Origin of the sequence: Moorena producens PAL-8-15-08-1 (assembly GCF_001767235.1) — a bacterium.
Lineage (GTDB): Bacteria > Cyanobacteriota > Cyanobacteriia > Cyanobacteriales > Coleofasciculaceae > Moorena > Moorena producens_A.
The window spans coordinates 1,983,590-2,010,418 of sequence record NZ_CP017599.1 but is presented as its reverse complement, the minus strand read 5'-3'; the positions used below and the strand labels follow the sequence as shown (position 1 = coordinate 2,010,418).

The 26,829-nt window shown below is 43.5% G+C and carries 19 protein-coding genes; 9 read left to right on the top strand and 10 right to left on the bottom strand.

The genetic code is table 11. The features are described 5' to 3' along the window. Positions 1-306 precede the first annotated feature (306 nt). The gene (locus BJP34_RS07695; protein WP_081431101.1) at positions 307-504 is read left to right on the top strand and encodes a hypothetical protein; all 198 of its coding nucleotides are present in this window, start codon (positions 307-309) and stop codon (positions 502-504) included. Positions 505-1,126: 622 nt separating this feature from the next. On the opposite strand, the gene folE is transcribed toward BJP34_RS07695, so the two are convergent. The 5 genes from folE to BJP34_RS42720 all read right to left on the bottom strand — a co-directional run bounded on the left by folE (position 1,127) and on the right by BJP34_RS42720 (position 5,495). Further along, positions 1,127-1,849: a GTP cyclohydrolase I FolE gene (folE, locus tag BJP34_RS07690; protein ID WP_070391838.1), complete on the bottom strand. Its 723-nt coding sequence runs from the start codon at positions 1,847-1,849 to the stop codon at positions 1,127-1,129. Positions 1,850-1,973: 124 nt separating this feature from the next. Beyond that, on the bottom strand, positions 1,974-2,699 hold the full coding sequence (locus BJP34_RS07685; RefSeq protein WP_193431314.1) for an SDR family oxidoreductase: 726 nt from the start codon (positions 2,697-2,699) through the stop codon (positions 1,974-1,976). Continuing rightward, entirely contained in the window at positions 2,699-2,974 is a 276-nt protein-coding gene (locus BJP34_RS07680) for a hypothetical protein (protein ID WP_143727664.1), read from the bottom strand. Before BJP34_RS07680 ends, BJP34_RS07685 begins: the two co-directional genes overlap by 1 nt. Before the next feature lie 361 nt (positions 2,975-3,335). Beyond that, entirely contained in the window at positions 3,336-4,310 is a 975-nt protein-coding gene (gene accA / locus BJP34_RS07675) for an acetyl-CoA carboxylase carboxyl transferase subunit alpha (protein ID WP_070391836.1), read from the bottom strand. 1,029 nt (positions 4,311-5,339) lie between these two features. Then, positions 5,340-5,495, bottom strand: a complete 156-nt coding sequence (locus BJP34_RS42720; RefSeq protein WP_158517077.1) for a hypothetical protein — start codon at positions 5,493-5,495, stop codon at positions 5,340-5,342. Positions 5,496-5,567: 72 nt separating this feature from the next. Here BJP34_RS42720 and BJP34_RS07670 point away from each other — a divergent pair, with 72 nt between their 5' ends. The 3 genes from BJP34_RS07670 (at position 5,568) to BJP34_RS07660 (ending at position 9,541) form a co-directional block, all read left to right on the top strand. Beyond that, complete coding sequence (locus BJP34_RS07670) at positions 5,568-6,818, top strand: RNA-guided endonuclease InsQ/TnpB family protein (RefSeq protein WP_070396538.1); 1,251 nt, start codon at positions 5,568-5,570, stop codon at positions 6,816-6,818. Between the two features lie 41 nt (positions 6,819-6,859). Continuing rightward, complete coding sequence (locus tag BJP34_RS07665; RefSeq protein ID WP_070391835.1) at positions 6,860-8,377, top strand: hybrid sensor histidine kinase/response regulator; 1,518 nt, start codon at positions 6,860-6,862, stop codon at positions 8,375-8,377. 687 nt (positions 8,378-9,064) lie between these two features. Beyond that, positions 9,065-9,541, top strand: a complete 477-nt coding sequence (locus tag BJP34_RS07660; RefSeq protein ID WP_158517076.1) for a VOC family protein — start codon at positions 9,065-9,067, stop codon at positions 9,539-9,541. Positions 9,542-9,744: 203 nt separating this feature from the next. On the opposite strand, the gene BJP34_RS07655 is transcribed toward BJP34_RS07660, so the two are convergent. From BJP34_RS07655 to BJP34_RS07640, 4 genes are all read right to left on the bottom strand, one after another. Continuing rightward, positions 9,745-10,764 (bottom strand): DUF6208 family protein, encoded by a 1,020-nt coding sequence (locus BJP34_RS07655; protein WP_149030853.1) that lies wholly within the window; start codon positions 10,762-10,764, stop codon positions 9,745-9,747. A gap of 85 nt (positions 10,765-10,849) precedes the next feature. Further along, positions 10,850-17,581, bottom strand: a complete 6,732-nt coding sequence (locus BJP34_RS07650; RefSeq protein ID WP_070391832.1) for a type I polyketide synthase — start codon at positions 17,579-17,581, stop codon at positions 10,850-10,852. Between the two features lie 11 nt (positions 17,582-17,592). Further along, entirely contained in the window at positions 17,593-19,941 is a 2,349-nt protein-coding gene (locus tag BJP34_RS07645) for an AMP-binding protein (RefSeq protein WP_229424282.1), read from the bottom strand. 939 nt (positions 19,942-20,880) lie between these two features. Beyond that, entirely contained in the window at positions 20,881-21,915 is a 1,035-nt protein-coding gene (locus BJP34_RS07640) for a hypothetical protein (RefSeq protein ID WP_070391830.1), read from the bottom strand. A 557-nt stretch (positions 21,916-22,472) separates the two neighbouring features. Here BJP34_RS07640 and BJP34_RS07635 point away from each other — a divergent pair. From BJP34_RS07635 to BJP34_RS07620, 4 genes are all read left to right on the top strand, one after another. Beyond that, positions 22,473-22,781 carry a hypothetical protein gene (locus BJP34_RS07635; protein ID WP_070391829.1) on the top strand — a complete coding sequence of 103 codons (309 nt, stop codon included), beginning with the start codon at positions 22,473-22,475 and terminating at the stop codon, positions 22,779-22,781. A 502-nt stretch (positions 22,782-23,283) separates the two neighbouring features. Continuing rightward, entirely contained in the window at positions 23,284-23,769 is a 486-nt protein-coding gene (locus BJP34_RS07630) for a helix-turn-helix domain-containing protein (RefSeq protein WP_070391828.1), read from the top strand. Between the two features lie 319 nt (positions 23,770-24,088). Continuing rightward, positions 24,089-24,304 (top strand): hypothetical protein, encoded by a 216-nt coding sequence (locus BJP34_RS07625; RefSeq protein WP_168166465.1) that lies wholly within the window; start codon positions 24,089-24,091, stop codon positions 24,302-24,304. A 33-nt stretch (positions 24,305-24,337) separates the two neighbouring features. Continuing rightward, entirely contained in the window at positions 24,338-25,909 is a 1,572-nt protein-coding gene (locus BJP34_RS07620; RefSeq protein WP_070391826.1) for an OmpA family protein, read from the top strand. Positions 25,910-26,098: 189 nt separating this feature from the next. Here BJP34_RS07620 and tnpA read toward each other — a convergent pair whose 3' ends face one another. Further along, positions 26,099-26,497: an IS200/IS605 family transposase gene (gene tnpA / locus BJP34_RS07615; RefSeq protein WP_070391825.1), complete on the bottom strand. Its 399-nt coding sequence runs from the start codon at positions 26,495-26,497 to the stop codon at positions 26,099-26,101. Between the two features lie 47 nt (positions 26,498-26,544). Between tnpA and BJP34_RS07610 the strand changes: the two genes are divergently transcribed. Beyond that, a complete protein-coding gene (locus BJP34_RS07610) occupies positions 26,545-26,808 on the top strand; it encodes a hypothetical protein (protein ID WP_229424281.1) in 264 nt (87 codons plus the stop codon). Positions 26,809-26,829: the final 21 nt, after the last annotated feature.

Sequence of the window (26,829 nt, the reverse complement as noted above, 5' to 3'; positions counted from 1 at the left end):
AGACTTTAATTCACCATTACTTGCTCGTCTATTATAACTGATTCGACAAAAAGTGAGAAGAATTAGACAAAAAATCAGCAGAACTGTCAAGCTGCGTTCAATGCTACCCCAAAATTAGTACATATGTACTAATGCCCTCTGTCATCAATCCTGCCGAATGAGGGGCTGTTTGCCCAAGTAAGCCTCTGCACATGGGTTACCCCATCTCACCAGCTTTCCAAGGTGTAAAGATGGGTCGCTGATGGTAGTGGAAAGTAATTTGGCCCCAAATTCAAGTGTCTCAAGGAAAACCGATAAGGAAAACCTATGTTGAATTATAAAGAAAAGCTCAATCCCTGGATCATTGTCCTTCTGCAACCCAAGCTCAGTAATATCACCGTTGGCCGATTCCGACGGCGCGGCAATGCTGAAGAACATCTACGAGTTTTAAAGCAGATGATGCCTGAGGCAAAATTTTCCATAATGTTTGATGTGGAGACTATTAGGGAGGATGTTGTTAACTAGTGGCTAAGGTAAGTCATTAGTAATTACTCATCTGTGATCAGTAACTACCGTTAGTTACATACTCCCACACGCTTATCAAAGATTAAAGTGTGGGCTTCTTACCAACTCCACCCAACGGTATCGGCTTTCGCCGACGCTGCGCGAACGGATACACGGGTTACTTTATTAACGATACGGTCAGAAGTTACCGCATTCAGAGGGTCGCCTTTATGGTTAGCAGGCTATGGGTAAAGGGTTAAAACTTATTGATTAAGGCTCCACTCTTCTAAGGTTTCGTCTCCGGGATGCCCCGACCCACCGGAACAATATAATGAGTTCTATTTTAAGCACTTAGGTGGCGGTTAGCTCTTAATTTGATTTACCCTACTACTTTCATTATAGACGATATAGGCGATATAAACGATTTTGAGTTCCCTGCTTGGTAAAAAAACTCTGTCCGCGATTCATCCCATGTTCGTTGTGAGGCTTCTCGCGGTTGAAGCTAAGGACTAATAGAACTCTGCTGAAAATCATGGCTCTACTGTTGGTCAGGTCTGAGCTAAACGTTAATTTTCCCAGAGTTCTAATTACTAATGACTAATGACTTTTTGAGTAGGATTAGTTAACTGTTTAAGTCAAACCCCTAAAAGAAATTCGGCTGATGGCGAATTAGGTTGAGGAATTCCTCACGAGTTTTTTGATCCTCTTGAAAAATCCCGACCATCGCACTGGTAGCGGTCCAAGACCCTGGTTTTTGCACACCCCGCATCACCATGCACATATGGGTAGCTTCCATCACCACAGCCACACCCTTTGGATCCAAGACAGCTTGAATGGCTTCGGCAATCTGGCGAGTCAGCCGTTCCTGAACTTGCAGTCGCCGTGCATACATCTCGACCACACGGGCTATTTTACTGAGTCCTACCACTTTTTGGTTAGGGATATAGGCGACGTGAGCCTTACCCATAAATGGCAACATGTGGTGTTCACAGAGGCTAAAGAAATTGATATCCCGCACCAGTACCATTTCATTATGACCTTCGTCAAAAATTGCCCCGTTGACTATTGCCTCTAAAGACTGATTGTAACCACTAGTCAAGAATCGCATTGCCTCGGCTACCCGCTTAGGGGTTTTGAGCAGTCCCTCTCGTTGCGGGTCTTCACCAACATCCAATAGGATAGTGGTGACAGCGTTGATCATCTCCTGGTTCAGTTCTTCCAAAGGAGGTTGTAAATTGGGCTGGTGACCATTCTGGGTATTGCGCTCAGGACGGGTCTCTAGCTGATGTTTCTCATTACCATTGATACTTTTAGCAGTTGAAACAGATTCAACACGGTTGAAACCATTGGAAGAAGCAATAGTCATGATTAATCTGATTAGATTGTAAACAAAAATGAACTTGATATTGCCAGACCATAGGGACAGGTTAAATTGACACAGCAATAACCTTTCAGTGAACCAAAAGTGTGCTATTATTTCTACCTATACCCTAAAGAATCCCGGCACTGGGCATGAGAGTCAAGGACTCGATGACAGCCTGTTGTGGTAGCTCGACGGTGTGCAAAATTGACTGGGCAACAATTTCTGGGGTCAACATCCCTGACCGATTTAATTGCACCTGAACTGTATCTGTATCCCATAAAGGGGTATTGACTGCACCTGGACAAATGCTCACTACCCGGATACCATGGCGGCTTTCCTCCGCTGCTAGAGTCTTGGAGAGGGCAATCATACCTGCCTTACTAACGCTGTAAGCCCCCCATTTAGGCAAGGCTTGCTTAGCAGCAATTGATGCCACGTTAACGATCGTGCCTCGGTGTTGGGCACGCATAGCAGGCAGAACCCCCTGGATGCACTGAAACACACTGGTCAGATTCAGGTCAATTAAGCGCTGCCAATCTGATAGCGGTGTCTCACTGAGATATCTAGCGTAAGCCATTCCCGCATTATTGACGAGAATAGTGATAGGAGCAAAATCTGCTGTGATTTTTTCTATCCAAGATCTAACCTGCTCCAGCTCAGCTAAATCATATGGATAAGCCTTAGCTTGCACCCCAGCTGCCCTAGCAGCAGCAGCAACCATCTCTAAGTTGTTCCGGGAACGGCTGACTAAGGCTACACTGATTCCTGCCTTAGCAAAGGCTAAAGCTGTTTCCTTGCCAATACCACTGCTCGCTCCAGTAATTATGGCGCGTCGCTCAACAGTCGATATCATCAAATTTTACAAGATTTTGTTACAAATGCTTGTCTACCGTCTCGATAAAACTCAGGATTGATCCGAAGCAAATGCCCACATAACGCAGGTATTTGGTTTAAATCTGCTAGCTTTAAATCTGCTAGGTCAGCTACCAGGTCACCAGAGGTGGACGCCGTTGAATTAAGCTTAGGTTTAGTGAGTTGGTTAGGCACCGAGATTATAGACACTCCCTTAGGGCAGTTAATCTCCAAAGGCACAGCTAGGTTTTCGGTGTATCCGAAATTGTTTAGCAAACTGACTAACTACCTTAGACTATTGTGAACAATTGTTAATTGTATCATCATCCGCAGACTATTCAGCTACCAAGTCGGCTGTCAATAATAAACTTTGAGGATAGAAAAATCGGGATAGGGTAATTGGTAATTGGGCTACCAACCTAAACATCAGACAAAATGCGGAGCATGATTAGCTCAATACCCCAGAGGATGAACCCCTTGCTATATATAGCTATACCATTATGTCACGCCTTAAGTTGGTAGCTGTACTTGGCAGGCGAACCTAACTATACTTGAGATTAGTCCTTAGTTCAGCAGCAACGCCTTGGCGACTTGACAGATAGACCTCTGACCCATTTACCTGTTAACTCCTTCAAGACTAACTTTCTAGAAAAATCCCCATATTTCGGAACTTCTGATAGCGCAAATCCCGGCGCTGTTGAGGGGTTAATTGAGTTAGTTCTGCCAGGTTTTCCAATAGAGCCTCTTTGAGGATAGAGGCGGTTGCCAAGGGATCCCCATGAGCTCCTCCTATGGGTTCCGATAAAACTTTGTCAATAATCCCTAATTCTTTGAGGTCCCAAGCGGTAATCTTTAACGCTGCTGCTGCCTGCTGTCCTTGGCTAGCATCTTTCCAAAGGATGGCGGCACAAGCTTCTGGGCTAGCTACGGTGTAGACAGCGTTTTCAAACATCAAAACCCGATCACCAACACCAATTCCCAAAGCACCGCCGGAACCTCCTTCACCAATGACTGTACACATAATGGGGACATCGAGACGAAACATTTCTCGGAGGTTATAAGCGATCGCTTCTCCTTGTCCGAGTTCTTCCGCCTTTACACCAGCCCAAGCACCAGGGGTATCAATAAAGGTCAAAATTGGCATATCAAAGCGATTAGCGTGTTCCATCAGCCGCATCGCTTTACGGTAGCCCCCAGGGGAAGCCATCCCGAAGTTGCGAGCTACATTATCTTTAGTATCACGACCTTTTTGATGTCCTAATATTACCACAGCACGACCCGCCAAAGAGCCAATCCCCCCTACTAGGGCTGGGTCATCATAACCACCGCGATCGCCATGCAACTCAAACCACTCATCAGTAATTGCCTGAATATAATCGAGGGTACTTGGACGCCTAGGGTGACGGGCTAGCTGTAGCCGTTGCCCTGGTGATAAACTATTGAAAATTTCCTGACGCAGTTGGATTGCTCTTGTCTCCAGTTGGCGGATTTGGTCAGAAACATCGACATTGTTTTCCTCTGCGAGTTCCCGAATTTGCTTAATTCGTTTTTCCAGTTCAACCAGTGGCTTTTCAAAGTCGAGACTAAAGGTTCTGTTTTTTGCTGGTGACATAGTTACTGGTCATTCGTCAATGGTCAGTGGGTTTCTGTGTAAGATTACAGGCCATAACTCCAGAGTAGCAAACCCATCAAAAATAGATGGGAATCCCACGCTTCTCTTATATCATCTGGTAGCATTAAAATTTTTGACAACTTAATATTTGCCTCAATCATTTGCTTCAATTGACCCTCTCCCTATCTTCCCATCTCCCCATCACTGTCTTGATGCAAAGCGCGAGTGGGAGAAACCCCCGCAGGTCGGCGCTGCATCGCTATTTACAATTGACGATCTAAACGGCAAAGATATTATTAGTAGGTATTATTACTAGGTGTAGGGCTAATCTAGCGTAGACTTGGCTTAATCCCCAAATCCAGACATACTATCATCGCTATTGACCTGAAACTTTGCCAGATTGGTGAATTACTGGGGAAAATAGAGATCTCAACAAAAGGATGGGGAAGATTGGGAAGTAATACCATTGAAGATCCACATCATAAGTAGCTTCAGGGGAATAAATACCCCAGCTGGTTTTTCTTCCCCGGTCGCCCATAGGCGTGATTCGCACACTACCTGGGATTTTTGATCAGGAAAATTCGTGACACAGCTATCTATCTGGATGAACTGGATGACTATATTCCTTATTACCAATCAACTCAAAGATTTAGCGCGAGGGTTTTAGGAAGATGAGATTGTGGCTTTAGCTGTCCGCCAAAATAAGCCCCACAACGAACATGCGCAGCATGAGTGTGGTCAGAAGTTACCGCAAGAATAGGGTCGCCTTTATAGTTGGCAGTCTGTGAGTTAATGGTTAAATCTTTTTGTACTAAGGCGACCCTATTCTAAGGTTTCATCTCTGGGATGAATTTTGTACAGGGTATGCACAGATCAAAGGATAGAGCTATCAATCTTCTAAGCAGTGATGATTGAGACATTCCGGAGACGAAACCTTAGAATAAAGAAGCTTTTATGGTTAGTCGTCTATGCATAAAAGAGGTGCGACCCGTGGCGAATTTAATTCGACGAAGAAGAGCGCACCTTTGGTTAAATCTTTGTGATTAAGGCTTCTTTATTCTTACGGTAACTTCGGCGTAGCCGACCCTTGGCCGTAGGCCACGCCAAAGGCGAACGCGAACAAACCATCCTTTTTGCTTCTTGTTCCAGTTGCCTCTTTTCAAAATCAGTAAGTCTAATTGTCATTTTTATTTTTTTAATTCTGACTGACTAGCGGTATATTATAATAGTAGCAGGTCGAGCATGGGAGAAGAACAGATGAGAGTCGCCTACCAGTACCGGTTAAAACCAACAAAAGAGCAAAAAGTAAAGATAGACCATTGGCTGTCTATGTTGTGTGCTCAATATAATTACTTGTTGGCAGATAGGTTCTCTTGGTACGAGCAAAATCGTTGTTCTATAAATGCTTGCACACTTGTCTGTCACCTTCCTCAATTAAGAGATAACCCAGGTTATTACAGCCAGAAAAAGACCCTACCAAATCTAAAGAAGACTCACCCCTGGTACAAGGGAATTCATTCTCAGGTACTTCAGGATTTAGTCAAGAGGGTAAAACTGGCTTTTGATAGATTCATCAAAGGTGATAGTAATGGAAAACGAAGTGGAAGACCCAGGTTTAAGAAGCTACACCGTTACCGTACCTTTACCTATCCCCAAATGAAAGAAGGGTGCCTGGAAGGGAATTTAATTAACCTCCCGAAGATAGGCAAAATAAAGGTTGTACTTCACCGCCCTATTCCTGCTGGGTTTAAAATCAAGACTGCCTCTATTACAAAAAAATGTGACGGCTATTATTTGGTTTTGTCTCTAGAAGACAAAACTGTCCCTGAGGTTAAGCCTGATATTAATCCTGACTCAATTATTGGTATAGATGTTGGTCTCAAGGATTTCTTGACCACTTCCCAAGGCGAAACTATTGAAATTCCTCAATATTATCGGAAATCTCAAAAACGCCTAAAAGTAATTCAGAAGCGGGTATCCCGACGAAAGAAGGGAGGTAGTAACAGATTTCAGGCTATTAAGCAGCTTGGAAAGCAGCATAAAAAGGTAGCGGATAAACGAAAAGATTTCCATTTCAAGACAGCTAATTACCTCCTGTCAAAATATGATGTAATTGCTCATGAGAAGTTAAACGTTAAAGGACTAGTCAAGTCCCGATTGGCTAAATCTGTGTTGGATGCGGGCTGGTCAAGCTTCCTGACAATCCTTACAAGCAAAGCCGTTCGCGTAGCGTGGCCTACGGCCTTGAATGCTGGCTTGTTGGCGGTTCCAGTAAGTCCCAAAAACACTTCACAGGATTGCTCAAATTGTGGCAATAAAGTTCCCAAAAAGCTGCACGTCCGGTGGCACGATTGTCATCATTGTGGATGTAGCCTTGACCGTGACCATAATGCGGCTATCAATATCAAAAACAGAGCGGCAGGGCAGTCCGTTCTTAAAGCCCAGCGCCTCCTAAGGGATACCCGGATTGGCTGGGAAGCCTACACTGAACCTGTAAGGTCAGTGTAGGAGCTGTCACTGGAAAACTATCTGCACTGGGAACAAGAGCAATGAGTGTCAGCACGACGAATATCCCTGATCTTGACTTAAGCAACTTCACTATTTTGGTGATTGATGATAATCCTACCAATTTAGGAGTAGCTGTTGATTATTTGGAAGATGCTGGTTTGACGATTTTGGTAGCCCGCAATGGTGAGAGTGGCTTGAAGCGAGCTAAATACGCCCATCCAGATATTATTTTGCTAGATGTGTTGATGCCAGGGATGGATGGCTTTGAAACCTGCCGCCGTTTGAAAGGGGATCACGAAACCAAAGATATTCCTGTAATTTTTATGACGGCTTTATCCGGTATAGAGGATAAGGTGAAAGGATTTGAGCTTGGGGGAGTCGATTATCTTACTAAACCGATTCAGTCACAGGAAGTGTTAGCAAGAGTCAAGGTACATTTACAACTGCGTTCCTTGACCAAAACCCTTGAGGACCAAACTAAGACATTGGAGGAGCAGAATCAACGTCTGAAAAAAGAAATCAAACAGCGCATGGAAGTGGAAGCAGAACTCAACGAAACCCTGCAACAGCTGCAAGCTACTCAAGACGAGTTGATCCAATCTGAAAAAATGGCTGCTCTCGGACAATTAGTGGCTGGAGTTGCTCATGAAATTAACACTCCTTTAGGTGCTATTAACTCTTCAGTTAGGAATCTTGCCAACTTTTTAGCTCACCACCTCAAGCAGTTACCTTCCTTTTTTCAAAAACTTTCAAAGGAACGCGAGTCGGATTTCTTTACCTTACTAGAACGGTCTAGCCAACAAACGACCCCTTTATCTACTCGGGAACAACGTCAAATCAGAAAAGCGTTGACCGGGCAGATCACATCCCACTCGATTGAGAAAGCAGCAAAACTCGCCAATATTTTAGTGGGAATTGGGGTTTGGGACGACCTAGACCCCTTGTTGCCTCTACTGAAAGACCCAGAGGGAGAAAAAATTTTACAAACTGCCTATCAATTTGCTAATCTCCAAACCAGTACCCGTAACATTGTTACCGCTGCTGAACGAGCTGCTAAAGTGGTGTTTGCCCTGAAAACTTATGCCCATGATGATTCTAGTGGTAACACAATAGAGGCAAATATTATTGAAGGGATTGATACTATTTTAACTCTCTATTATAACCAACTCAAATACGGAGTGGAAGTGATTAGAAATTATGATAATTCCTTGCCTGCTATTCTTTGCTATCCCGACCAACTTAATCAAGTTTGGACGAACTTGATTCACAATGGCATTCAAGCTATGGAGAGTAAGGGAACCTTAACCATTGATGTTAGAAAGCAGGATGATCAGATAAAAGTCAGTTTCACTGATAGTGGTAAAGGAATTCCCCCGGATGTTATACCGAAAATATTTCAGCCTTTTTTTACGACTAAACCCCCTGGAGAAGGGAGTGGTTTGGGGCTAGATATTGTCAAAAAGATTGTGGATAAACATCAGGGTCAGATTGAGGTGGAGTCGGTGCCTGGAAAGACGAAATTTACAGTAGTGTTACCAATCGAGATAGTTTCAGAGTAATATCCTAAATCCTATAGCCCTGCGCTTTATAGCAAGGTAAATATAGTTGATGACATAGTATTTTCGTTTAAAGGGAACAGCGGATCTCGGAGCAGGGAACAGCGGATCTGGGAACAGAAATATGTCTTAACCTTTACTTAGACTGCTATTAATATTAATATATACTATTAACATATAATCTTTATTTGTCAAGTACTTTACCGAAAATTACTGAATCTTTTAATTCCTAGAGAGACTAATTGGTTGGAGCCCAAGATAGTAACTAGCAGTTTAACTAAAAATTAAATAATTATTAATGTCAAGTCCCCTATGTTTACTAAGTTTCGTAAAAATTGTCAAGTCCTTGTATTGATGCGTCCCTTATTTAAAATTACTGAATCCTTTACTCCGTCTAGGATTTAGAACTATGAGTCTAAAAAAAATTGAAGATTTGTTACTTATTTGGTTAAGGTTATGTCTTCTTTCTATAAGTCTGTGTATAATAATTTTTAGTTGGCTGAAGTTAACAAACAAAACTGAAGCTAACGGATATTTAAATTTACTGATTTTTTTAGATCAGCTTTAGAGGTCTAGTTCTAACAAGGCTTAGGCTCTGAATATTGCTCTATGAAATCTAAATTTAAACTTAAATGTCCTAGGAGTAGACCACACCAAAAAAGGTTAGATAAGGATAACCTAAAAATGAAGATGATGCAAAAATTATTGCAAAAGCTAAAAACAGCAACAGTCATAGTACTGATCAGTGTTTTTGTTCTGTTAAGTTCTGGATGGACTAGCACCGCAGTTGCTCAAAACCCTATGGATCAGCTCGTAACGGGCTATGTATCTAAAGTAAATGTCGCCGATCTCGACCAAGCCATCTTCTTTTACCAGGAGCTTTTGGGCATGGAACGGGATACTTCCCGCGATACAGACCGTTGGACGCAGTTCTTTTACCCCAACGTGCCTGGCACCCAAATTGGCCTCTACGAAGACCTACCTACAGGAACGGGAGAAGCCGTACTAACACTAGTTGTAGAAAATATAGAGTTCGCTAGGGATGTCCTCATCTCTGAAGGGATTGATGTGTCAGAGATTACAGATGTTGGTGCAGGAGTTCTATTAGCATTCTTTACGGATTTTGACGGCAACACCATAGGTCTTCGCGAGAACCTGTGGTTCTAGTTGGTATTGACTTTTCAGTGACTGTTTATAAGGTAAATCTAATCACCGCTTAAGTCACAGAATATTGGTGGGTTACGCCAGATAGCTCTGTTCAAAAACGCCGATTAGCGAGCCTTTTCATGGTGCGTTACGGTGCGGACTATCCCAACGCTGGCTACCGTAAAAATAAGGACAAGTCCGCCCCTAACGCACCACTAGCAACTTCAAACAACGGCTATCTTCACCCAACTATTTTCAAATAAAGCGTTTCGCTCAAATTTCGGATGAATCCGAACAATATAAATAGACTTCTGATCACTAGCAGATGTTCTATGTTCCGCTTCAGTAATTTTGTACCAATCTAGAGCAAAGCATTCACGGCTGTACAAGCTGTAGTAAATGTCATGGGTTGTTAACAGGGATGGTGCTAGTTTAAATTGAATCGATTCTCCTTTTTTAAAGGCACCATAGTAAAATTTGGTTTCTGGATTCGGTACAGGTAAGAATACTTTTTTTACAAATGCTTGGGGTAACCATTGCTTAAAGCGCAACAGGTTGAAAACATAGTAATTTAACCAGACATGAAGCAAATTTTTTCGTTTAATTAGGTCACGGTAAAAGCTGTTGATATCAGTAGGGGCGTTAATTTGCTTGGCATCTACGACTTTAACACCATCGGCTTTAACAGTAGGTTGCTCTACTGTTTCTGACCAGTGATAATACCGCAAACCTAATAAGTATTTACCTGGTTTCAAGCTCACGGATTCCCATTGGTTGTCTCCGGATACGGTGAGGGAGCTGATATTCGTGATGGTTTCAAAATCTGGTAGACTGTAAACTACTAATGTCCAGGATTTGGCTGATTGTTTAGCTGCACTCGCATCAAAGCTAATTACTTCTTTGACTTCAATCGGTCCCACTAGAGAAATAATAGCGTGAAGATTCCAACGAGCTCTACTCATTGCCCAAATTAATTTGATGGGCTTTTTTAAGAACTGGGCTGAAACCATTTGCCACTGGAGATTTTTAGTGTTTTTTTTGGAGGTAAAGTATCCCCCGATAGTTTGCATCACAAATCTTAGGATGCGGGAAAAGATGAAAGAGAGTATGGATAAGGGGATTTCCCAGAAAAGCTCTAAATTAGTCATTTGTTTGTATAGGGGAGGGAACAGGGAGTAGGGAGCAGGCAAGAGGCAAGAGGCAAGAGGCAAGAGGCAAGATGGCAAAAATAATCTGTACCTCATAGCTATGATAAAAGCTATATTTGGTAATTGGTATTGTTAATTTTCCCTGTTACCTTTTCCCTGTTACTTGTTACCTTATCACTTTTTAATTTTTCAGATTTAATTTTTGGTTGGCGATAATTGCAACTATAGCATCTGGTGCATCAACATGGAGGTTATGTCCTCCTGATAGTGTTACTGTTTGAGCGTGAGGTATGGCAGCTTGTTGTAAGGCTAGGTCTTCGGCTCGGTTAAAGTTACTATTATTGCCATAAACTAAAGTAGTGGGAGCTTTAATTTGATTCAGTAACTGTGTGTACTTATCTCGATTAAAAGCTGTTCCACTTAAACCAATTCCCGTACGAATTTGCAGTCTTGGATCCCAGCGCCAACGTACACCACTATCACAAGGTTCGGTAAGTCGCTCAGCATGTTTTAAAGCCAATTCTTCAGAGAGGTTGGGGGTTAAGCGGCGCAGACGATTAGCAGCAGCTTCGATATTTCCAAAGACCTGGTGTTGGGGTGGGGATGCAAGATAATCTAGGTGGGTTGCTATATTTTGAGCAGTTTGATCGTCCTTCTGTTCTCCTGGTAGCACCGGCTCCAGCAATAGTAAAGATTTGACCTTTTCGGGTCTAACACTGGCAAAGGTGGCAGCAACTACAGCCCCCATGGAATGACCGACTAGAATAAATGGCTGGTCTGTCAGTGGATTTGGGTTAGGCTCTGCCGCGCCAAAAGCGATCGCATCCAAATCCCCTAAGTAGTCGATTAATTGATAAGACCCTCCCATACCTACATGCTGGGAACGTCCATGGCCTCGCTGGTCAGGTGCCACCACTCGATATCCCATACTTGCTAAGGGACGGGCAATTTCTTCCCAAGCCGCTCCATGTTCTAAAACACCATGGATACATAGGATTAAATCTCCATCCACTGGACCCCAACTACACAGACACAGCTGTAAACCCCGCACGTCTAGATAAGACTCCTGCATCGGTTCAAGTTGTTCGGGTAGCGTGGCCTTTTGGCCAAGGTTAGCTGGTTGGGCTGAAGGTTCAAGCAGTAACGGCAATTGATAATCCAACCGTGTCGCTACCTCTTCCGCAAAATTCCCCAAAGGCCGGGGCAACTGGATTTGCCGCCAAACCTCTCCCAAAGCCGAATCAATTTGGTTATGGTTGCGGAAATTGGGGTCATCTACCGGTAGGGATTGGGGATGAACTCCATCCGTCATCCGCTGGCCTTGATAGGGTTCTAAAACCGCCTCATCAAAAGGAATATCCAGAAACTCACACAACCTTGCCATCACCAAAGCAGGTTGCTTTACTAGTTCCTCGTAATACACTAAATGATGATTAGATGGTGCAATTTCCTCGCAGAAGTCTAGGATATTACGGTTACAGGTTGTCCAAACTTCCTCTGCTAGCCAATAAGGGTCTACCTGATCAATACCAAAGATTTTATCCATCCGATTTTTCACGAAGGAATCAATTACGGCATAGGGATGACGTACTAGATGAATATACTTGGCTTCTTCAAATAAATTTTCCGCGTGCCTTAGGGTTTCCAGACTGCCAGCATAGGTAGGAGACTTATCCACAAGAGTACGTTTACCCGTTAGTTCCTGTAACCTGCCATAAACCTTCTGAATTGACCAGTCTTGCTGGGTTATCTCCTCCACCAGTGTTGTACTGGCTTGGGCATCTAGGTTCATAATTTCCATGAAAGCTCGCGCTAACCCTTCTCCTAAGTGAGTTGAACCCAAGGATTGATTGCGCTCAGCCATGGTTTCAAAGGGCAATAGGTGTAATTCTGGTGGACAGAATAAATCCCGATGACCAGCTAGCATCACCCGCAGTAAGGTGGAGCCTGACCGAGGGCTACACAGCAAAAACACCATGCTCTGATTGCGCTGGGTGGGTTTGGTAAAATTGCGTTCGCTATTGTTCCATGCCCAAGGATTAGCCCAATTCTTAATATCTGAGAGACTAGTAGTGGTCAATGAAGTTTGGGTTGGCTGGGGCTGATGAAGCCGTTCCATCTCCAAAGCCAAGTACTCAGCTAGAGCCGTAATCGTTGGTCGCTCATAAAACTCCCTAGGATAAAGCGTTATCTTCAGGTCCTTCTTACAGGCATTGAGTACTTCTACAATCATCAAGGAATCAGCACCCAAATCCATCAGGTTGCTCGACCCTGAGATTTCTCGACTTATCCCTAAAGCCTTAGCAATCTGTTGCTTAAGGTAATCGTTTAATAACTCTTCCCGTTGGGTTGTTGTACTGGCGAGCAGTTGATCAAAAATCCCAGAATTGTCGTTTTCCCCATCCCCCTGAGGCGGTAGTGTTTCTGTTGTGATTACCTCTGATAGGAATAACGGTAACTCTACCGGTAGTCGTTCCTTTAACTTTGACCACTCCACCGGTAATACCCCCACCTGAGCCCCATCTTGTGCCAGAAGTTGTTCGAGTATCTGTAATCCCTGTGGTGCTTGAATCGGCTCGATTCCCAGCATTGCCATCCGTTTCCCGACGCCAGCGGCTAAACCCATCTCAGCCCAAGGCCCCCAATTAATACTTAAAGCGCTCGCACCTTGCCCTTGTCGATAATGGCTGAGGCTATCTAAAAATCCGTTAGCTGCGGAATAGTTTCCTTGACCAGGGGTACCTAGGATAGAGGTAGCGGAAGAAAATAGTACAAATAACTCTAGGGCTATATCCTGAGTCAACCTGTGTAAATTCCAGGCTCCCTCAACTTTCGGTTTCATCACCTTGGCAAATTTTGCCCAATCTTGATGCAGCAGCACCCCATCCTCCAGCACCCCTGCACCATGGATAATTCCTTTGAGCGGGGGTAGGGAAACCTGAATTCTGTTGAGACAGTCCCTAACTTGTGCTTCCTGGGATACATCCACCTGCTCAAGGACTACCATCACACCTTGTTCTTCTAATTTCCCAATTATTTCTGACGCCCTAGGATTTGGTTGGCTTCGTCCTACTAATACTAAATACCGTGCCCCCTTATCTACCATCCATTCAGCTACCTTTAACCCCAGTGACCCCAAACCACCGGTAATTAAGTAGGTGCTATCTGGTTTTAGCTGTAATGGTAAAGCGGGGGGTTGAGACTGTTGCTGTTGATGAATCAGGCGAGGCACATAGGCTTGTCCATCCCTCAAAGCAATTTGGTTTTCTCCCTGTGGCTGTAATATCTGGTTGAGCAGCATTAATGATTGCTCTTGGTAGTGCTGCTCATTGTTCAGTGCTGAGTCTTGACTTGGTTCTAGGTCTATTATCCCTCCCCAGATTTCTGGATGTTCTTGGGCAATAACTGCACCTAAACCCCATAGGGGAGACTGGGCAATCTGTAGGGATTTTTTCGTCTTACCTTTTTTCTCTAATGCTACGGGTTGTGTGCCCTCGGTAACTAACCACAGACGAGGGGGTTGAGCTAATTCTGCTTTGACTAACGCTTGCAGCAAATGCAAGACACTACCACAACCGTTTTCTAAGGTGGCGTCTAGGGGAAATGTTTGAAACTGCTCCAGTGCGGGAGTATCTAAACTCCACATATGAACCACAATCACAGATGTTGCGTTTAGGGATTCGACTTCTTGATCTAACAGACGCTGAAAGTGTTGCGGTTGCGCTGGGTTAATTTGGTAATGGTTTTCTTCTAATTGTTCATAGCTTGAGCCAGGGGAAATTAGCAAAACGCGATGTTCCTTTGGAACCGCTTTGTCAACACATTTTTCTTCCAGCTGTTGAACTAATGTTTCTCCAAATGTTTCTCCAAAGCCCTCTTTATCGGCAAAAATCAACCAAGTTGTACTAGATGTAGATATATCAGTAGATACATCAGATGCATCTATATCCTTAGGTCGCCATGCTATCTCATACAACCAATCCCCATAGGAAGGAGTGGAGAGTTGACCATAGGAAATCGGGGATAATTGTTGTACTGAAGTGGTATCTAGCCAATACCGTTGCCGTTCAAACGGATAAGTGGGTAGGGAAACTAGGCGACGGGGGTTATGCTGATGGAATCTTACCCAGTCTACTGATGCGCCATGTTTATATAGGCTTGCCAAACTTTCCAGCATTTGCTTACTATCTGGTTTTCCTGGGCGCAAACTTGGTATAGCTGTGAGCTTTCCTTTCGGTAAGCACGCTTTGCCCATTCCCAATAGGCTAGGCTTAGGTCCTACTTCCACACACAGATGATAACCCTCTTGATAAAGGGTTTCCATGCTCTGGTAAAATTTCACGGACCCACGCACATGGTCACACCAATACTCGGTCGTAGCTATCTCAGCAGTGGCTAATTTTCCAGTTACATTTGAGATTATCTCTATTTGCGGGGGATGTAAGGATATTTCCGATAATACCTGAGCAAAATCTCCCACCATTGGTTCCATGAGGGCAGAATGGAAGGCATGGGAGACTGGCAACTTTAGTGATTTGACCTTTTGAGAGCGTAGTCGGGCTATCACTGTTTGAACGGCCTGACTTTCCCCAGAAATCACAATATTTTCCGGACCGTTAATGGCAGCGATTGAGACTTTTTCGGATAGGGATTGAATTGCCTCAGTGACCTGCTGCTCATTGGTCAAAATGACTGCCATTTCACCCCCTGCTGGCAACTGTTGCATCAAACGCGCTCTTTCAGCAATCAGCTTGAGCCCATCTTCTAAGCTAAAGACTCCTGCTACAGTTGCTGCCACATATTCCCCAACACTATGACCCATCACCACAGTTGGTTCGATTCCCCAAGACCGCCATAACTGAGCCAGGGAGTATTCTAGAGCAAATAATGCCGGTTGGGTGTAGGCGGTTTGATTTAATAATGTGGAGTTGTCACTGTTGTCGCTAAAGATTTCCCCATACAGGACATCCAGTAAGGGTTTTTGTAAATAGGATTGCAGAATTTCGGCGCATTGGTCGAGATAGCCTGCAAATATTGGTTGGGTTTCGTAGAGTTGCCGTCCCATACCACTATACTGAGAGCCTTGACCAGTGAAGAGGAAAACTATTTCGGGGGGAGTAGGGCTATTTTGTGCTATTTTGTCCGAAATGGTTTCCCTTTCTGTCAACTTGGTCAGTTGTTGCTGCAACTGGTCAGTGGATTGGACTAGGAGGGCTAGACGATAGTTAAAATGCGATCGCCCTTTATTGCTGGTCAAACAAATATCTGCCAATGTGCTTGATGGCTCAGATGCTATGAAGTCTATGTATCGCTTTCCTAGGGTTTGCAGGGCGGTTGCTGTTTTGGCAGACAAGGTAAATAGATGATCGTTTTGCTCTTGATCGTTTTGGTTTCTATCATTACTTGTCGCTTTTGTCAACTCTGGCGCTCCTTGTAGCACCACATGAGCATTGGTTCCTCCAAAACCGAAAGAACTTACACCAGCAAATGGTGGAATCACATCCCATGGCCAAGGCTCCCCTTGCTGCTGTACTCGCAGGGATAGTTGCTCAAAGGGAATGTGGGGATTTGGCTCCTGGAAATGGAGGCTGGGTAAACGTTCTTGGTGCTTGAGGGATAGGGCAACTTTGATTAAACTAGCAATACCAGCAGCTGCTTCTAGATGACCAATATTAGATTTGACCGAGCCAATCGCAACAGGCTTGTTGGTAGGATGGGTTGATAACGCACCGTAGTTATCAGAGTTATTATCAGAGTTATTGTCAGAGTTATTGTCAGAGTTATTGTCAGAGCGATGTTCCTTTCGAACCGCTTTGCGAGAGCGTTTTAGGACATTTCCCAAGGCCATCGCTTCAATCGGGTCTCCCAGTAGGGTTCCGGTGCCATGGGTTTCTACATACTGCACATCTGACGGTGAAATGCCCGCGTGCTGGTAGGCCGAGACTAGAACAGCTTCCTGAGCGTCTCGATTGGGAGCAGTTAGCCCATTAGTGCGCCCATCTTGGTTCACCGCACTACCTCGAATCACAGCATAAATTGGATCTTTATCGATCAGGGCTTTGGATAGGGGCTTTACTACTATCACCCCAGCCCCCTCGCCCCTGACAAAGCCATTGGCACGGGCATCAAATGCCTTACAGCGACCATCCGGAGATAAAGCCGTTAACTTACTTAACCCAACCGTCACCACTGGGGTTAGCATCAAATTCACTCCCCCTGCTATGGCTACGGTTGACTCACCATTCCAGATACTCTGACAAGCCAAATGAACAGCAACTAGGGATGAGGAGCAAGCGGTATCAACCGTTAGACTTGGCCCTTTTAAATTCAGTAGGTAGGAAATGCGATTAGCTGCCATAGTGGAAGCTACACCAGTATTGGTATAGGTATCTACCACCTCTGGACTTTGGAGGAGCAGCTGACCATAATCATGAGTAGAAATGCCAACAAAGACCCCCGTTTGGCTACCACTGATTCGGCTAGGCACTTGGCCTGCATCCTCTAGTGCTTCCCAAATTACTTCCAACAGTAGTCGCTGCTGGGGGTCGATATAGGTAGCTTCCCGAGGAGCAATGCCAAAGAATTCTGGATCAAATTGATCAACATGGGCCAGAAAACCACCATAACGGCAATACATTTTGCCTGGTGCTGTGGGATCAGCATCGTAAAATTTCTGGATATCCCAACGGTCTGGTGGCACTGCAGTAATAGCATCAACACCATTTTTGAGCAGTTGCCAGAAGGAGTTTGGGGAAGAGGCACCTGGAAAGCGGCAGCCAATCCCGATAATAGCAATAGGTTCTTTTAACCCTTTCCTTTTTTGCAGCTGCAACTCAAGAAGGGCGCGTTTTTCGGGGGAGAGATTGGCAATCCGCTTAGCAATATCATCCACTGGCAACATAGATCGAAACATAGATCTAGGAACTATTTGATGGGTTTTCCCAGAATTTCTTGGATTTGTGCTTCTGAGAGCATTTCCAACTCAGCTAAGAGTTGGTCTACCTCTTGATCACCACTGGAGGAAATCGATTGAACCGTCACCGGTGAACGATAAAAGGGTGTCGAGGTGAACCGATCCAGATTCTGGAACTGTGCCTCCCATAATTGTTGCATCTCAGTACCTGCACTCAAAACTCTCGGTTCGATTTTTCTTGGGCTGTCCTCCTGGTTTGAGTTGCTTTTTTGACTTTCTTGAGCCAGATATTGGGCAAGGGACTCGATATTGGGATAATCATACGCCAGTGTCGGAGACAGAGGAACCCCTAACCATTCTTCGAGATCATCAGCTAATTCGACTGCTGTTACTGAATCTAGACCATAATCAGCAAAAGACTTGCTGATGTTAATAGACCCGGCAGGCAGTTTTGTTTCTCGCGCTAGCCAATTTACTATCCACTTTTGAAGTGTATGCCGGGTTTGCGCTTTGCCGATAGTATTAGTAGTGGGTTCTTTTTCTGGTTTGGTTGGGGCAATGGTTGGGTGTTGCGCCAACCTCGATTGCCCTACAACTGTCAAGGTATTGTTTAGAAATCCAGCTCGACAAGCATGGCGCTGTACTTTGCCACTGGATGTCTTGGGAATACTATTGGTCTTGAGCAATAACACAGCATAAACTTGAAGCTGGTACTCTTGGGAGACTGCACTGCGGATTGCTTCAACCACTTCATCTACATCTAGTTTCCGAAGGTAATTCCTGGAGACTTCTTGGACAATCACCAATTGCTCAGCCTGTTCGACTTCCACAGAAAAAGCTGCGCCATAGGCAGGGCGAAGAGCTGGATGACTCTTTTCCGCCGTCAATTCTATATCTTGGGGATAATGGTTGCGACCCCGAATAATAATTAAATCCTTCAGACGACCTGTTACAAACAACTCACCATCCTGGATAAATCCTAAATCACCAGTACGCAGCCATGGCCCTGAACCAGTATCAGCTAGATAAGCATTAAAGGTTTTTTCCGTCACCTCTGGTTGATTCCAATAGCCTTGAGCAACACTTGGACCTTTTACCCAAATCTCTCCGACAGCACCTGCTTCAACCTGGGTCAGGGATTGGGGGCATGCGATCGCAATTTTTTCATTTAACCAAGTCCGCCCACACCCGACCAGGATTCGAGTCGCCACATTACCATTAGACTGACCATTAGACTGATTGAGACGATTTTCTGGCACCGGAACCACTCGATTTTGTTCAAGAGCTTGCCCTTCAAATTCCCTTATCACTGGAGGTTGGTCTTTCAAGCCTCCAGTTACTAATAATGTGGTTTCTGCCATGCCATAACAGGGGTAGAATGCTTCCCGACGGAAGCCACAAGGGGCAAATTTGTGAGCAAATCGCTCTAATGTGGAAGCTCGAACTGGCTCAGCACCAGTAAAGGCCATTTGCCAGCTGCTCAGGTCAAGGATTTCTAATTGCTTAGCTGTAATTTTCTGCACACATAGCTCATAGGCAAAATTCGGAGCACCACTGGTAGTCACCTGGTATTTGGAAATTGCCTTTAGCCAGCGGTAAGGCTTGCGGAGGAAATCTACTGGAGCCATCAGGATGATGGGAAGACCAACATAAAGGGGTTGTAGGATGCCACCAATCAGTCCCATATCATGGTAAGCGGGTAACCAAGACAATCCTCTGCTTTGGGGTGTATCTTGGAAACACTGATTGATCAAAGCTGAGTTATATAACAAATTCCCGTGGCTAACCATTACTCCTTTCGGTTTACCCGTTGAGCCAGAGGTGTACTGTAGAAAAGCCAAAGTATTCTGTGTAGAGTCCGGGTGCTGCCAATCTGATTCGTGGTGCGTAGGCAGATTGTCAGTTGCCAGCCACTTCAGTTGATTGTTGGCGGGATTTTCAGCTAGCTGAGTCTCTATTTTCTCTAATAGAGGGGTAGTAGTGAGGGCAAATTTGGCCTGAGCATCTGCCACAATTGCCTCTAGCCTGGACAAATTTTGATTGGAGCGGGGGGGATAAGCGGGAACGGCTAACACTCCCGCATACAAACAGCCGAAGAAAGCTGTGATAAACTCTAAACCGGGTGGATAGAGTAGCAAAGCTCGCTCCCCTTTTGCGTTTTGGTGTAGAAGCTCGGATGCGATCGCTTGGGCGTGATTGTCTAACTGTTTGTGGGTAAGGTAGCGGTCTGGGGTTTCCCCGTTCAGTAAAAATGTATAGATTATCTGATCCGGCTGGTGTATTGCTCGGTAACGTAGCAGGTCCACTAAGGTAGAAAATTTTGGTATATTCTCGCTCATCTGATCTAAACTGTCTTTCATGCCTGCACGCCTTATCTTCACAGCCAAATTGTCGTCCATCCCCTGATCAATAATGATTTATCAGTCTTGTTCTAGGCTACAACAATCGTTTATCAAAAAAAAATGGGTCTAAAACCCCGTCCTTCTAGGACGGCTTTAAAAAAATTTTGGTGTTTCCATAATCGTCGTCAAAACCGATGTATAATCAAGGATAGAGTACAGGCTGAAAAACCGTTAGGACAGCCGGGAGAGAGACCCGTAACTGACTGCCTATAAAGTAGTAATGCTCAGAGGGTAGGGAAAATCCTCTCTAAAAACCCAATCGTCAACAGCAATTGGCGTGTGAACCTAGAAGAATCACTTTTGAGATAAACCGGTGCGCTTTCCTTAGGCGAATTAAAGTCGCCACAGGTAGCACCGCAAAGTACGGTGGGGCACACCGGAACTTAGGGAAAAGGGAGGGAAACGGATTGTCTTCGGCACTCTCAGCAAGTACCTAAACGCCTAAGGAGAACTGCCCTCTAGGTCTGTCGTGAATTGACTAGGAATTTGGTAAGAAACTACGGGTTTTTGGTTAATTACTGTCTTGTTTTTGGCGGCGTCAAAGATAGGAACTCGGCGGTTTAAGGTGGTTCGTTGATCTAGGAATCCCCGTCTGTTCAGAGCGGGGAGTGTCAATATCCATTAAGATGGCCATGATTGGCCAATAGCTGATTAATACACAATTTCCCCTTAGTCATTGGAGTTAAGCATTCAGCTATCAGCATTCAGCTATCAGCATTCAGCCAAAGACCTGTGGCCACGCTACTTGATGTGATTTTGAATAAAAGAGGTAAGCTTTGGCCAAAGGCCACGCTACGCGAACTTTTAATCTGAGTTACGGCTGACGGCTGACAGCACCTCAAGTAGCGTCCGTGGCACAGGCTTCTAGCCTGTGACGCACGCCCATAGGCTGATAGCTTACGTTTCAGTCATTACTTTCAGCCGAATTAGCTGCTCTCCACTCTCGTCCAAAGGAACTTCAATCACGTCACCCGCTAGACGATCCATACAGGTCAGCAGCAATCGCAAGTGGGGAGTACTTGACCCGGTATCTACATACAATCGGTCTGACAGACTACCTAAACGCTTCCAGGTGGTATAGAGTTTCCCAACAACCTGTTCTAGTGCCAACGCTTGTTTCACTAAATCAGCAGCAGTGTTTAAACAATCAAGTCGTAGGGCTTCATCTAAAGCGAGTTCCATATCTAAGGATGTGTGATTGATAGCTTGGACTTGGGCAGATGCATCTAAATACTTGGCTAAGCAACGGGCATCTGAGGTCACATGTTTAACAGTGTCCACATCTGGATTAGTAGCAATTGCTTCTTGTAATGGAATCAGGTGGATTTCTGGCAGCTTTTCCATCTCTTTAACCAATGGGGCCAGATAACTGGATGGGAGACCCCCTTCAGCGGATTTTTCTTTAACTTCCTCTGGTAGTAATTCTGAGGACATGGCAGTCCATTGATCAGACATCTGTTTGACCTCCCGGCGAGTGATGCGATCGCCTTGTTGAGCTAGTTCTGTCACCATTTGCTGAACTTCCGGAGCCGACTTAGCTGTTTCCACAAATGCCCGTTTACTGAAGTTATTAATAGCATCATGACTAAGCTGACCCTCGATTAACAGAGTATCGGCACTGTTAGCCAGTTCAATTAGGGAGTAAGCCTGACTTTTGCCGATTTCCCGACTTTTGAGCCAATTTAAAAATCCAGCTCCCCGTCCTTCACCGCCTTTTTTCTCCCGGTCTCTTACTACTCGTAAAATCCGTCCCCGCCAGATATCGGTCTGTAGGTCAAAGCGATCGCATACTCGCCAAGCGTGATCCACTAGCTGTTCAAAGTCGGTTTCCTGAATTTCTTCATCCTCTGGATCCGGGAGTTGGAAATCCAGATCCATGGGTTCGTTGAGCAGAGCAGCGAGTTCGGCGGTAGAGTCAGGCACTTGCACCATAGGGAAAGATTATCCAGTCACGGTAAACACGATTATTGCACGGTTTCCAAATTATAAAACTGCACGCTACCCCTAGATGATTCTGACTTAATTATCTGGCATCATGCACCAGATGTATAGGTTATTAGTCGTTAGTCATTAGTTTGGTTGCTTTTGAGACTCAGATGTGACCGTAAACCTATGAATGGCATTTAATGCGATCGCACAACAGCAATCCTAAATCATTTGTAAAATCAGCAAAATCTGGAATCCTTCCAGGGCTTGGGTTATAGCTTTTACTTTGACCAATATATTTAACGAATCATATAAATATTTTATAGTACAAATGAACTATAAAATAAACGTACTACCCTTTTTAGATAAGTTTTCTGGGAGATCGATACTTTTTTTTAAAGTTTACTGCATAACTTTTGCTGGTTAGCCAGATAAGTTTATAGATGCTTGAAAATCAGTTACCATCCATCCCTAATTATTTTGACAAAGACAAAGTGTTGATGCAATTAACTTCTAGTTGGTAGCCTCTAAAAAATTATTGATTTTACAGGAGTAATACATTAATGAAAGATTTGTTTATTTTTCTAGGTAATTTTTTGCTAGGTTTTTTTGGTGCTATTGGAGGAATTTTCTTGTCATTAAAACCAGAACATATAGTAGGTATTGCTTTTGTGGGGATTTTGTTTTATGGTATATATGCTCTATTTTTTGCCCCAAAAAAAAAGGAAGCTCTATCATTATTATTTAGTACATCTTATGCTTTTATTGGTCTAATTGGCGGACTACTTGCTAATGGTAATAGCTCCCAAATAAATCCAATAAATCCAATTGAACAACCAAAAAAAAATCAAACATTGGAGGAAGTTAAATGAACAACAAAAAGCTTACTATATAATGCTTTAATCCCAATAAATAAAATTTACAATTGAATCTACGAATGATTTTATGGAAGATCAATCATTATAATATCAAATTCGGTTTAATAAGACTATATTCAAAACAATCAGAGTCCTTGACTAGACTTGATTTTACGATTTAGGTAAGTAACCTATAATAACCGAATTTGGTATAATTACATCTAATAAAGCATTCAAAACAGCTCCAAAACACCATGTATCTTTTTGTAAATGATGGGCTAAAATCATTACTAATTCATAATATTCAAAATGATTTTACCTAGATTAGAATTCCGTAGTCGTTAAAAATGATTTAGTTATAGTATGGTTAAGCTCACATGGCATAAAAAACTACTTGTATTTCATGCAAAATTTGCTTTACTAAAACTAAACTAAAAATATCAAAGTCCTAGTTTATATATATCGATCAGCATAGACTCTATTATTTGATAACAACAAACACAACTAAAAGGAAGACATGAAAAAACCAGAATTTATTTCTAAGGTATTTTTATTTATAGTCCTAGTACTTATGACAAGTACACTTTTTGTGGATTTTAATGAGGATAGATACAAAAAAGGACTGAACTTGAAAGAAGAGGAATATGTTGCGGACTTTTCTAAACATAAACAGGAACTATTAGATTCCAAAAAAGGTACAAACTTTATATACTCACTCACAGTTACTTTTGTTGGGTTACTAATTATCATAGGTGGATATGAAACTCTTATTTTTATCATAAGTTTACAAATCAAGAAAGTCATTCATTCTACCGTATCCATTGAATCCAAAAGTTTGTTAACAATAGATGATATGGAACACCTTACTGGATTATCTAAAAGCTATCTAAAACATGCGATAGAAAAAGGTGAAATTAAAGTCAAAAAAATCCAAAAAAGTGACTTAGCCAATGTCAAAGTTAAACGCAGTGAATTAGATAAGTTTGTAGATGAACAATTCTAGATTTTGCCATAGATACATATAACTCATTAAATAAGTGGTTTTATATCAACATAAACTAAAAATTTGGGTTTATGTATCAGGGGTCTAGCTTGGGCATTAACCAATATTAATTTCAATCACATAAATTAAGTTTAAGGGCGTACAGTGTGCGCCCTTAATCATCGTATAATCACCAGCAAATGATAACTCCTATAATTGCAATATAAGAGGATATCTGAAAAGTTTTTTGATACTGAATTTTGCCCCCCTAACCCCCCAAATTTGGGGGAAGAGTCAATTGGGTTCTAAAAGTCCCCCAAAATTGGGGGATTTAGGGGGCTTGGATCTAGCAAATGAAACTTCTCAGACCACCTCTAAAAAAGCTACTATAGCGTTGAAGATTAAGCCTGAGGTAAATTTAATTTTTTTTATTATTCACTACTCCCTACTCCCTACTCCCTACTCCCTACTCCCTAAAACCCAGTACAAAATTCCTTCACTTACATGTACTTTTATTAAGCCTGAGATCATCGTGAACAAAAGTGGTAAATTATAGCCAACATAGCAAAATAATCACAGGTGCATCAAGATGACTCAAAAGAAAACTACCGACAATAAATTAATCCCAGGAAGCTTGGCATTAGGATTTGCTTTACTGATTGGTGCTGCCTGGTGGGTAACTAGCTCTAACTCTCGCTCCTTGCAATTGAACCGTATTAGTACTCCACCTATAGAAGATGTCAACTCTTCTACTACATCTTCTACTACAACAGAGAATGCAAGGGAAAATGCTGATGCTCAAACAAACCTTAACCTTAAGGGATTAGGGGATACCGACCGTGGTTATTCAATCCTCAGTAGTGCTAACTTCCGAGACGCTCTGGTTAAGCGGGGGATTGGTTTTAATTATGCTCAAGAGTCAGACCAGGAATCTCTTGCAGCAGCTCTGGGTCAGGAACAAGCTGATCTAATTGGCACTACCTTAGAGCAATTCCTGACTCACAAGCCTAACGGCAAAATCGTTGCTCTGTTGAACCGAACAGAGGAAACAGATGGTAATCAACCCAACTTAGATGTAGTAGTGGCCTCTGAGCGTATCCTGAAATCCAATCCCAAAGAGATACAAGATTTTGTAGAAACATACTACGACCAGGTAGAGAAAGGTAATCTCAGAGATGGAGAAACTGCTGGTAAGGGGATGCAGTTTTTTACAGCAGCTGAGGCGAAAGATTGGATGAAATCAGGAACTTTGGCAACAAGAATAGGGGAAACTGCGGGAGTGTTGGTAGCTTCGGGTAAGGCAAAAGATGTTCCTGTTAATACCACAGAACTGTTTACCGCTAACTATCTTCCCCCAACAGCTGAGCAAAGTATAGCTACAACCCCTCCTACTGATCAGAATCTGTCGGAAGTTGCGGCTCCACCTCAGGTAGCTGATTCTACTGAAGCCGATACAGCTCAGGAATCACAACCGGAAAAAACCGTTCTTGAAGCAGAACAAAAACCTGACTCTACCGCCACTCAAGTAGCTGAGGCAAATAATAATACTCAGGCTTCAGTTCCAGGAAAAGCTGAGAAAAAGCCAGAAGTTGCGGCTCAATCTGAGGATTCCTCTCACACTGAAGCCGATACAGCTAAGGAATCAGAACCGGAAAAAACCGTTTTTGAAGCAGAACAAAAACCTGACTCTAGCGCCACTCAAATGACTGAGGCAGATGATAAAACCAAGGAATCGCAACCAGAACAAAAATCTGACTCTACAGGTACTCAAGTGGCAGAGGCAGAGGGACAAAACCCCCAGCCCCTAACTAACTTAGAAGTTTTAGGTGAAGTCAAGTTTGCCAAGGCTTCGTTTCAATTAAGTCCCCAGGAGCAGCAAAAGCTCAATGATTTGGCAGAGGCAATTCAGAAATTTCGCCCCAGTAGTGTAGTTGTCAAGGTGCAAGGTCATACCTCCCGTACTGGCAATCCTGAATCTAACCAGAAACTCTCTCAAGCCAGGGCTCAAGAGGTAGTGAACTATCTAAAAAGCAAGTATCCCTCCCATCAATTCGTTGTAGAAGGATTAGGTTTCTCTGAACCCCAACCTGGTACTGACCCGACTTCTCCGGTTAACCAACGTAGTGTGATTAGTTTGGCACCGATTCAATCAGGCAATTAGTCACAGATCAAGGCGTTGCCCAATTGTGGAATAGCCCAGGGTGATTGGTAATCGGTAATTGTTAAGTCAGCATTCAGCCGTCAGCTGTCAGCAGTCAGCTTTATCAAGCCCTGACAGCTGACCGAAGACCCTGAGGGCGCAAGCCCCTGGATTCTATCCATGGGGTTAGCCCGAGCAGGAATTTATTCCCTAAACCTCTTTTTGATTTTGCACATACCGTTTGATTGTCTCAAGTGGAGCGCCTCCAACCGTGGATAAAAAATAGGAATTAGTCCACAAAGTGGGTAGTCGGCTTTTCAGATGAGGAAATTGCTCTCTAAGGTACCTACTGGTTGCTCCTTTAAAACGTTTTACTAATCTGTGGATGCCAAACTGTGGATCGCATTCACAAAGTAAGTGAACATGGTCAGGCATTACTTCTAATTCGATAATTTCGACTTCGATCTCTTTCGCTATCTGGTGGAGGAGTTCTTTTAATTTTACTTCCACCTCTTCCACTAGTACTGGCCTGCGGTACTTGGGGCACCACACAACGTGATATTTACATGAGTAGACAATGTTTTTATTGTATTTAAATTTATTTTTAATTTTGTCATGGGCATTATTTAGTTAGCGCGTATATACTATAAAAGTAAATGCAAGATAACGTCAAGGAGGTGATTAGAGTGTTAGCAATGGAGTTCAAGGCCGTCTTTAGCAAATCCCAAAAGAAAGCCGTAGACGAAGCTATTCGTACATCTAAATTTGTACGAAACAAGGTCTTACGCTACTGGATAGATAACAAGGGAATAGGCAAGAAAGAACTCTACCGCTATAACACTCAATTACGAGATGAGTTTAAGTTTGTAAGAGACCTCAACAGTCACGCTTGTCAGGCTTCCGTTGGTGCGATTCGTTAGCTAGAAACCTTATCCTGATGA